This window comes from Streptomyces sp. NPDC031554 (assembly GCF_055580685.1).
In genome coordinates this window covers 18,775-26,245 of record NZ_JBVIKX010000021.1, presented here as the reverse complement: position 1 = coordinate 26,245, position 7,471 = coordinate 18,775, and the positions used below count along the sequence as shown (strand labels likewise).

General features: G+C 76.4%; 5 protein-coding genes. 1 reads left to right on the top strand and 4 read right to left on the bottom strand.

What is annotated here, in order from left to right; genetic code table 11:
- Window positions 1-188: 188 nt before the first annotated feature.
- Entirely contained in the window at window positions 189-716 is a 528-nt protein-coding gene (locus tag ACZ5FU_RS34010; protein ID WP_451531138.1) for a hypothetical protein, read from the bottom strand.
- Between the two features lie 424 nt (window positions 717-1,140).
- On the opposite strand from ACZ5FU_RS34010, the gene ACZ5FU_RS34005 reads away from it, so the two are divergent.
- Window positions 1,141-1,692: a hypothetical protein gene (locus tag ACZ5FU_RS34005; RefSeq protein ID WP_469047757.1), complete on the top strand. Its 552-nt coding sequence runs from the start codon at window positions 1,141-1,143 to the stop codon at window positions 1,690-1,692.
- A 214-nt stretch (window positions 1,693-1,906) separates the two neighbouring features.
- Here ACZ5FU_RS34005 and ACZ5FU_RS34000 read toward each other — a convergent pair whose 3' ends face one another.
- The 3 genes from ACZ5FU_RS34000 to ACZ5FU_RS33990 form a co-directional block, all read right to left on the bottom strand.
- Window positions 1,907-2,335, bottom strand: coding sequence for a VOC family protein (locus ACZ5FU_RS34000; RefSeq protein WP_469047755.1), 429 nt, complete (start codon window positions 2,333-2,335; stop codon window positions 1,907-1,909).
- A 268-nt stretch (window positions 2,336-2,603) separates the two neighbouring features.
- Window positions 2,604-5,600: a condensation domain-containing protein gene (locus ACZ5FU_RS33995; protein WP_469047753.1), complete on the bottom strand. Its 2,997-nt coding sequence runs from the start codon at window positions 5,598-5,600 to the stop codon at window positions 2,604-2,606.
- Window positions 5,590-7,470, bottom strand: coding sequence for a non-ribosomal peptide synthetase (locus tag ACZ5FU_RS33990; protein ID WP_469047752.1), 1,881 nt, complete (start codon window positions 7,468-7,470; stop codon window positions 5,590-5,592). The genes ACZ5FU_RS33995 and ACZ5FU_RS33990 overlap by 11 nt, the downstream gene beginning before the upstream one ends.
- Window position 7,471: the final 1 nt, after the last annotated feature.

The window sequence follows — 7,471 nt, the reverse complement described above, 5'->3', positions numbered from 1 at the left end:
GGCCCGGCACCGGTCCGGTACCGGTGACGGCCAGGGCGCCGAAGCGGGATCGCCCGCACCGTCCGGCCGCCTTCCCCGCCTCCGCCCGAAACACCTCCCGGGCCCGGTTCGCGCAGGTGGTCGTGGCTGCGCTCACCGGGCCCGGGAGCCGTGAGTGTCCGGGACGCGCGGCCGGCGCCCCGGCGGGGTCAGCGGTTGTTGTGCAGGACGAGGTTGAGCTTCGCCCAGTCCTTGCCGCCGTTCTCCCCGTTGCGGAGCGTGATCTCGCCGACCGTCGAGGTCTGTCCCGCGGGGACGTAGCGGTTGAAGTTGTACTCCGCGTCGAGGTCGGTGTTGGTGTCGTTCGTGCCCTCGTAGAACCGCAGGGTCACGTAGATCATCACTCCGCCGGTGGCGTCGGTCTCCGCGGACACGTGCTTCTCCACACGGATCTCGCCCCCGCACGTGGTCTCCCACCAGGCCGACGGCGTGCGGACCTCGTTCACCCAGCCCTCGGAGGCGACGTTGCCGCTGCAGTACGTGCCGGCGGAGAAAATGCCCTCGTCGTCACGGATCGTGTAGGTGCCGGTCAGCGCGATGTTCCGCCACACCGAGGCCGTGACCGCGCCGCCCGCCGCAGGCGGGGCCGCGACGGCGGCCGGAGCTCCCGCCACCGTCAGGCCGGCCACAGCCGTGGCCGCGGCCAGCATTCCGGCGGCCTTCTTTCGTACGGACATCTCTTCCCCCTCGTTGTCGTCACCGAATGCGCCGAAGGCGGCTCACCGCCGTCGGCCAGGTAAAGAGTGGCGCAGCCGGCCGGCACATCCCATCCCAGACAAGTGGGGGGTCCCCCGTCGCGGGCACCCCGCCTCGACGGCCCCGACCACACCTGGGGGAGGAGACGCCCGGCCGTGCCGGGGGGCGGCCCCTCGTTCGCCGGACCCCACGCATCCGCGGGCGACGCGTGCTCCGGTCCGCTTCCCGCGCAGCCGTCCGCGCGGGCCGACGCGGACGGCTGCCTTCCCCGAGTGCCGCGCATGCCGCGGGTGTTCCGCGTGCGGGCGCCGGGGCACGCGGCGCGGGGCCCTCGGTGTCACCCGTGCCGGTGATCGTCCGCGAGGCTGCCCCGGCACGGCGCGGTGCACGGCCACTCTGGGGACCATGCGCCACCCACTCGCTTCCGCCGCCGTCCTGACCGCCGCCCTGTGCGTCGGAGGCTGCGTCCCCGTCCCCGCCGCCGGCCCGCCTCCGTCCGCTCCCTCGCCGGTGGCGGCCGCCACCAGGACGCCTTCGCCCTCGCCGTACCCCCGCCGGTCCCTCACCGCCGCACCGTCGCCCGTGCCGACCGCGAGCCAGCCGCCGGCCCGCACCGCGCTCGTCACCACCGCCTCGACACGCGAGCCCCGGGACGGCGACCGCGACGTCGTGGTGCGGAAAGAACGGCGCTCCGCGGAGAACCCCGGCCCGGAGCGACGGCCGCGGCCCCGTCCACCGCAGCCACCGCGGACGCCTGCCGCCGCCGCTCCCGCGCCCGTCCGTCCCCGGGCGCGGCCGACGACCCTCGCGGCACCGCGTCCGCGGACCGCCCCACGCCTGCCACGCACCGCGCAGCCGCCGGCCGGCCACGACGACCTGGCCGCCCTGTGCGCGCTGTCGCACCACTCGCCCGTGTCACCGTCCGTGAGGGAGCTGTGCGACACCTACTTCCGCTGAGGGGAAGGTGAAGCCCCGAAGACGTCGACGGCACCCTCTGCTCGGTGGTGGGCGACGAGATCGCCATGGGCCGGCGCTTCGAGGGCACCGGTCCGGGAGCCCGCCCACTCCACGGATGACCGCCGGCACCTGAACCGTGCGAGGGCCCTGTCGTTGTGCCGGCGGTTCGGCGCGGGGCGGGCCCGGCGGCGGGAGGTGCCCCCGCCTCGTGCGCTCAGTCGATGCAGAACTCGTTGCCCTCGATGTCCAGCATCGGGATGCACGCGTCATTGCCGTCGTACAGCGTCTGCACGTGTACCGCGCCGAGCGGGACCAGTCGTGCGCGTTCGGCCTCGAGTGCGGCGAGGCGTTCTTCCCCCACGAGTCCGGTGCCGACCCGTACGTCGAGATGCAGCCGGTTCTTGACGGCCTTCCCCTCGGGGACGCGCTGGAAGTACAGCCGCGGGCCCACACCTGAGGGATCGACGCAGGCGAACCACGAATCCCGCTGCTCGGGCGGCTGCGAACGCGTGAAGTCGTCCCACGTGGCGAACCCCTCCGGGGGCGGAGGCACGACGTACCCCAACACCTCGCACCAGAAACGAGCGAGACGTTCGGGTTCCGCGCAGTCGAAGGTGACCTGGAATTCCTTGATCGCCGGCATCGGGGCACCGTAGCAGGGAGACCTCCCGCTCGTCCCCGGTGGAGGAGCCGCGTCAGCACGGCGCGACACCTCCCGCGACGACCGTCGTGCCCCCGACGGGCGTGCGGGCCGGGCACCACGACGTGTCCGGACACGGGTCGGCCGGTGCGAGGGCCGCGCCTCCGTTCCGGCGGGGTCCGCGCACGGACGCCGGCGTGACGCCGGCCCGATGCCCCGCGGACGGCGCGGTCCGGATGCCCGGTGGGGCGCCCGGACCGCGCACGTGGCGTCAGGAGCCGGACGCGCCGGTCATCTCCGCCAGAACGGTGCGCCAGTCCTCGCCCGGCCGCTCGCGCAGGGACGGAGCCAGCCGGTCGGCCCGGTACCTCCAGTGGTGGTCGAGGTCGGGATGCACGTCGTCCGTCTCCCCGACCGACGGGGCGGCACCGCCCCCGGCTCCGGCACCGCCGGGGTGCAGCAGCTCGGTCAGCCGTGCCGTGAGGTCGCGCCAGGACACATGACCGCCGACGGCGTTCGCCGTCCCGGCCACGGGCGCGTCGAGGCACGACGTTACGGCCCGCGCCAGGGCGGCCGCGTGCACCCAGGGCGCTCCGTACCAGGCGTGGCCGTGGGCACCCGGCCTCGGCAGACCGACCGGCCGCCCCTCCTTCACCGCCTGGTAGAGCACCCCGGTGGCGCCCCAGCGCAACTGGTCGCGCAGCCGCTCGTGCGGGCCCCACACCAGGGGGGAGCGCACGGCGCTCGCACCGCCCCGGCCCCCGGCGCCGGCCGCGTCCAGCAGGATCCGTTCGCAGTCCAGCTTGGCCCGGCCGTACGGGCTCAGCGGCTGCCGTGACGGTGACTCCTCCGCCACCAGGTCCTCGGCGGGACGCCCGTAGGCGTCGACACTGCTGACGAAGACGAACGGACCGCGCCGCCAGGCCTCCACCATCGCCCGCACGGCCGCCACGTCCACCTCGGGGCGGACGAAGGTGCACGCCGCGTGGATCACCGCGTCGGCGCTCGCGACCGCCGCGCGCAGACCGTCCAGGTCGGTGAGGTCGCCCTCGACGACGTCCACGCCCTCCCCGTCGACCAGGTGCGCCGATTCGGGCCGGGCCAGGGCGAGCACGGGCCGTCCCCGCGCCGCCAGTTCCCGCAGGACGAAGGCGCCGACGCCCCCGGTCGCGCCGGTGACCAGGACCGTTCCCTCGCGCGCGCCCCGGGGACGCGCCCGGCGGGCGGGCGCGGCCACGACGGCGGTCCGTTCCGCGGCCCGCTCCTCCAGCAGGGCGGTCAGCGCCCGGGGCGTGCGGGCCTGAAGGACGTCCAAGCCCGTCAAGGGGAGTCTCAGCGAGCCCCGCAGCCGCTCGGCGAGCCGGACCGCGACCAGCGAGTGGCCGCCGAGGTCGAAGAAGTCGTCGTCGGGACCCGGCTCCGGGCGGTCCAGCAGTGCCGCGAACGCCTCCGTCACGGTCCGTCCGAACGGCCCCGCCGGGGCGGGCGCGGACGGCAGTCCCGGCAGCCGCGACGTGTCGGCCGCGCCCCCGGCCGTACGCGGCACGGAGTCCAGCAACGTCACGGCGACGGGCACCGACTCCGGGGCGAGCGACGCCCGCAGGACCGACCGCAGGTCGGCGCGCGAGGGACCCCGGACACCGCGCAGCACGGCGTACGCCAGCAGCGGCCCGCCCTCGGGTTCGAGGACGACGGCCTCCGCCACCTGCGGGTGCGCGAGCAGCAGCGTCTCCGCCGGATGCCGGCGCCCGGCGGACGCGTGGCCGTTCCCGGCCGGCCGGCCCGCGCCGTGCGCCGGCACCGGGGCCGCCGGCCGGGACCGGTCACCGGCGTGGGCCTGGACGGGCAGCCGGGACAACCGCAGCCCGGGGTCGGCGGCGACCGCGGTGAGCAGCGCGGCGAAACCGTCGGCCAGCGCGGCGGCCGCCGCCTCGTCCAGCGCGGCGCGGCCGTACTGGACGACGGCGGCGGGAGCGTCCGTGTCGACCAGGGCGAACGACAGGTCGAACTTGGCCTCGCCGACGCCGACCTCCACGTACGCGCCCTCGGTGCCGGGCAGCCGCAGCGCCGCGGGCTCCGCCGTGACGTCGGTGGTCACCCGCACCAACGCGGTCCCGTCGGCGGCACGGGCGGCGGCGCCGAGGCGCTCGACGACGAGGTCGAACGGCACGTCGTGGTGGCGCTGGGCCTCCAGCAGCGCGTCCCGCACCCGCTCCACCAAGGCGGTGAAGGACGGGTCACCTGATGTGTCGACGCGCACCGCGAGGGTGTTGACGCACAGGCCCACCAGATCGCGCATGTCCGCGCCCCTGCGGTGCGTGCTCGCGACACCGATGACCAGGTCGTCCTCGCCGGTGAAGCGGCGCAGGGTCGCGAAGGCGGCGGCGAGGGCCGCGGTGAACAGGGTGGTCCGGTGCGACGCGCCGAGCGCCCGCAGGTCCTGCGGCACCCGGCGTCCGAGCGGCACGGTACGGACGTCGGCGGGCCGGGTGCCGACGTCGGCGGGGAGGCGCGCGGGGCGGGGCAGTGCGGGCGGCGCGGCTCCGTCGAGGAGGCGGGCCCAGTGCCGCAGACCTTCCTCGAACCGGTCCGCCGCCGCGTGTTCACGACGCGCGAAGTCCGCGTACCGGAGCGGCCGCGCGGCCGGCCGCGCACGCGCGGCGTCCGTGGGACGACCGGTGGCGGCCGCGTAGAGCTCGGCCACCTCCCGGACGACGACGTCCAGGGAGGCGCCGTCGACCGAGATGTGGTGGAACGTCAGCAGGACCGTGTGGTCCTGCGTGCCGTGCCGCAGCACCAGGACCCGCGGCAGGGGCCCGGCGGACAGGTCGAACGGCCGACGGGCCTCCTCGACCAGCAGGCCGTGGGCGTGTTCCGGGGCCGCCCCCACGACACGCACGTCGAGCGCCCGCGGCGCCGGGAGCACCTCCTGGAAGGGTTCGCCGTCCCGCTGCCCGTACCGCGTGCGCAGGATCGCGTGGCGTTCCACGAGGGCGGTCAGCGCGGTCCGCAGCGCGTCGAGGTCCAGCGGGCCGTGCAGCCGGGTGGCGAAGGGCACGCTGTAGGAGGCCCCGCCGTGGCCGAGCCGGTCCATGAGCCACATCCGGCGCTGGGCGTGGGACAGCGGCGCGGGCCCCGGGTCGGTGTCCTCGGCGACGCCGGCGGCCACCGGGGTCCCGCCGGGGCGGCCCGCGGCACGTTCGCGCGCCCGGCGCAGCAGTTCCTCCTGGAGGGCAGCGGCCGTGGCCCTCGGGACGTCAGTGGTCATCGCGGTGCTCCTCGGTGCCGGGGCGCAGATCGTCGTGGGCGGCGAGCAGGGCCTGCTCGACCAGGGCGGCCTGGGCGGCCACCGTGGGGGCGGCGAAGAAGTCGGCGAGCGCCATGTCGACACCGAGTTCCTCACGCAGGTCGTCGGTGACGGCCAGGGCGAGCAGCGAGTGACCGCCCTGGCCGAGGAAGTCGGCGTCGGGCCGGGTGATCTCGCGGCCCAGGGCACGGCCCCACACCTCGGCGACCGCCTGCTCCAGCGGTGTCAGCGGCGCGGCCGGGACGACCGCTCCCGCATCCGTACCGAGGTCGGCGAGGGCGCGGCGGTCGACCTTCCCGGAGGTGGTCAGCGGAAGGCTGCCGACGACCGTCACCTCGTCGGGGACGAGGTGGGCGGGCAGGACCGCGGCGAGGCGGTCGCGCAGCGCGCCGGGCCGGGGCACGGGACCCGGCGCCGCCACGACGAACGCGACGAGACGGGCGTCGTCCGGACCGGGCCGGCGCACGGCGACGGCCGCGTCGTCCACGTCGGGCTGCAGACGCAGGGCGTGTTCGACCTCCCCCGGTTCGATGCGGAAGCCGCGCACCTTCACCTGGTCGTCGGTGCGCCCGTGGAAGTCCAGGACGCCGTCCGGGCGGACGGAGACGAGGTCGCCGGTGCGGTACAGGCGCCCCAGCTCCGGGTGGTCGACGAAGCGTTCGGCGGTCAGGTCGGGACGCCCGGCGTAACCGTGCGCCAGCCGGCTGCCGCCGATCCACAGCTCCCCCCGCGCGCCGTCCGCGACGGGCCCGCCGCCGTCGTCCAGGACGTGCACGGTCGCGCCCGCGACGGGCCGGCCGATCGGCACCGGGCCGTCGCAGTCCGCGCCGGTGACCCGGTGCGCCGTGGCGAACGTGGTGGTCTCCGTGGGCCCGTACCCGTTGACCAGCTCCAGCCACGGGAACGCCCCCAGCACCTGTCCGGCGTGCTGCGCGGACAGCGCCTCCCCGCCCACCACCACCGTGCGCAGCACCGAGAACAGCCGGGAACGCCGGGCCGCGAGCTGGTGGAAGAGCGCCGTCGTGAAGAACGCGACGGTCACGCCGTGACGCTCCACGTGCCGGGCCAGATCCTCGAACGAGGGCCGGTCGACGGCGCACACCACGACGGCGGCGCCGTTGGCGAGGGCCCCCCACACCTCGAACGTCGACGCGTCGAAGGTCATGGGGGAGTGGAAGAGCACCCGGTCCCGGGGGGTGAGGGTGAGGTAGGCGGGCTCGGACAGCAGCTCGGCCACGGCCCGGTGCGGAACCGAGACGCCCTTGGGACGCCCGGTCGAGCCGGAGGTGAACATGATGAACGCGTCGGCGTCGGCCGGGAGTTCGGCCGCCGGCGGGAAGGAGGCGGACAGCGGCGCCTCCTCCGGCAGCGTCAGGACCGGCCCGGTGGGGGCCGCCGCTTCGAGGAGCTTGCCGTCGCCGACGGTCAGGGTGACTCCCGCGTCGGCGGCCATCGCCTCGGAGCGGGGGCGCGGGTGGGCCGGGTCGAGCGGCACGCAGGTGGCGCCGGCCCACCACAGGGCGAGCTGCGCGACGACGGTGCGCGCCGAGCGCGGCGTCAGCAGCGCCACGCGGTCGCCCGGCCGGACGCCGTGCGCCCGCAGGTGGCCGGCGAGGGACCGGGCCGAGGAGACGAGCCCGGCGTAGGTGAGGGTGGTGTCGCCGTCGGTCACCGCGAGGGCGTCCGGCATCCGCTCGGCGTGCCGGGCCACCAGGGCGGGCAGCCCGCGGGAGAGGGCGGGCCGGGAGCCGCCGGAGACGGTCCGCGCGTGTCGGGCGGGCATGGGTCCTTCCTCGGCGGTGGTGTCGGTGCGTTCGGTGGAGGCGGTCATC

Excerpts from the sequence above, each read along its gene's own strand:
- ACZ5FU_RS34010 (WP_451531138.1), bottom strand. The coding sequence starts at position 716 with ATGTCCGTACGAAAGAAGGCCGCCGGAATGCTGGCCGCGGCCACGGCT.
- ACZ5FU_RS34005 (WP_469047757.1), top strand. The coding sequence starts at position 1,141 with ATGCGCCACCCACTCGCTTCCGCCGCCGTCCTGACCGCCGCCCTGTGC.
- ACZ5FU_RS34000 (WP_469047755.1), bottom strand. The coding sequence starts at position 2,335 with ATGCCGGCGATCAAGGAATTCCAGGTCACCTTCGACTGCGCGGAACCC.
- ACZ5FU_RS33995 (WP_469047753.1), bottom strand. The coding sequence starts at position 5,600 with ATGACCACTGACGTCCCGAGGGCCACGGCCGCTGCCCTCCAGGAGGAA.
- ACZ5FU_RS33990 (WP_469047752.1), bottom strand. The coding sequence starts at position 7,470 with ATGACCGCCTCCACCGAACGCACCGACACCACCGCCGAGGAAGGACCC.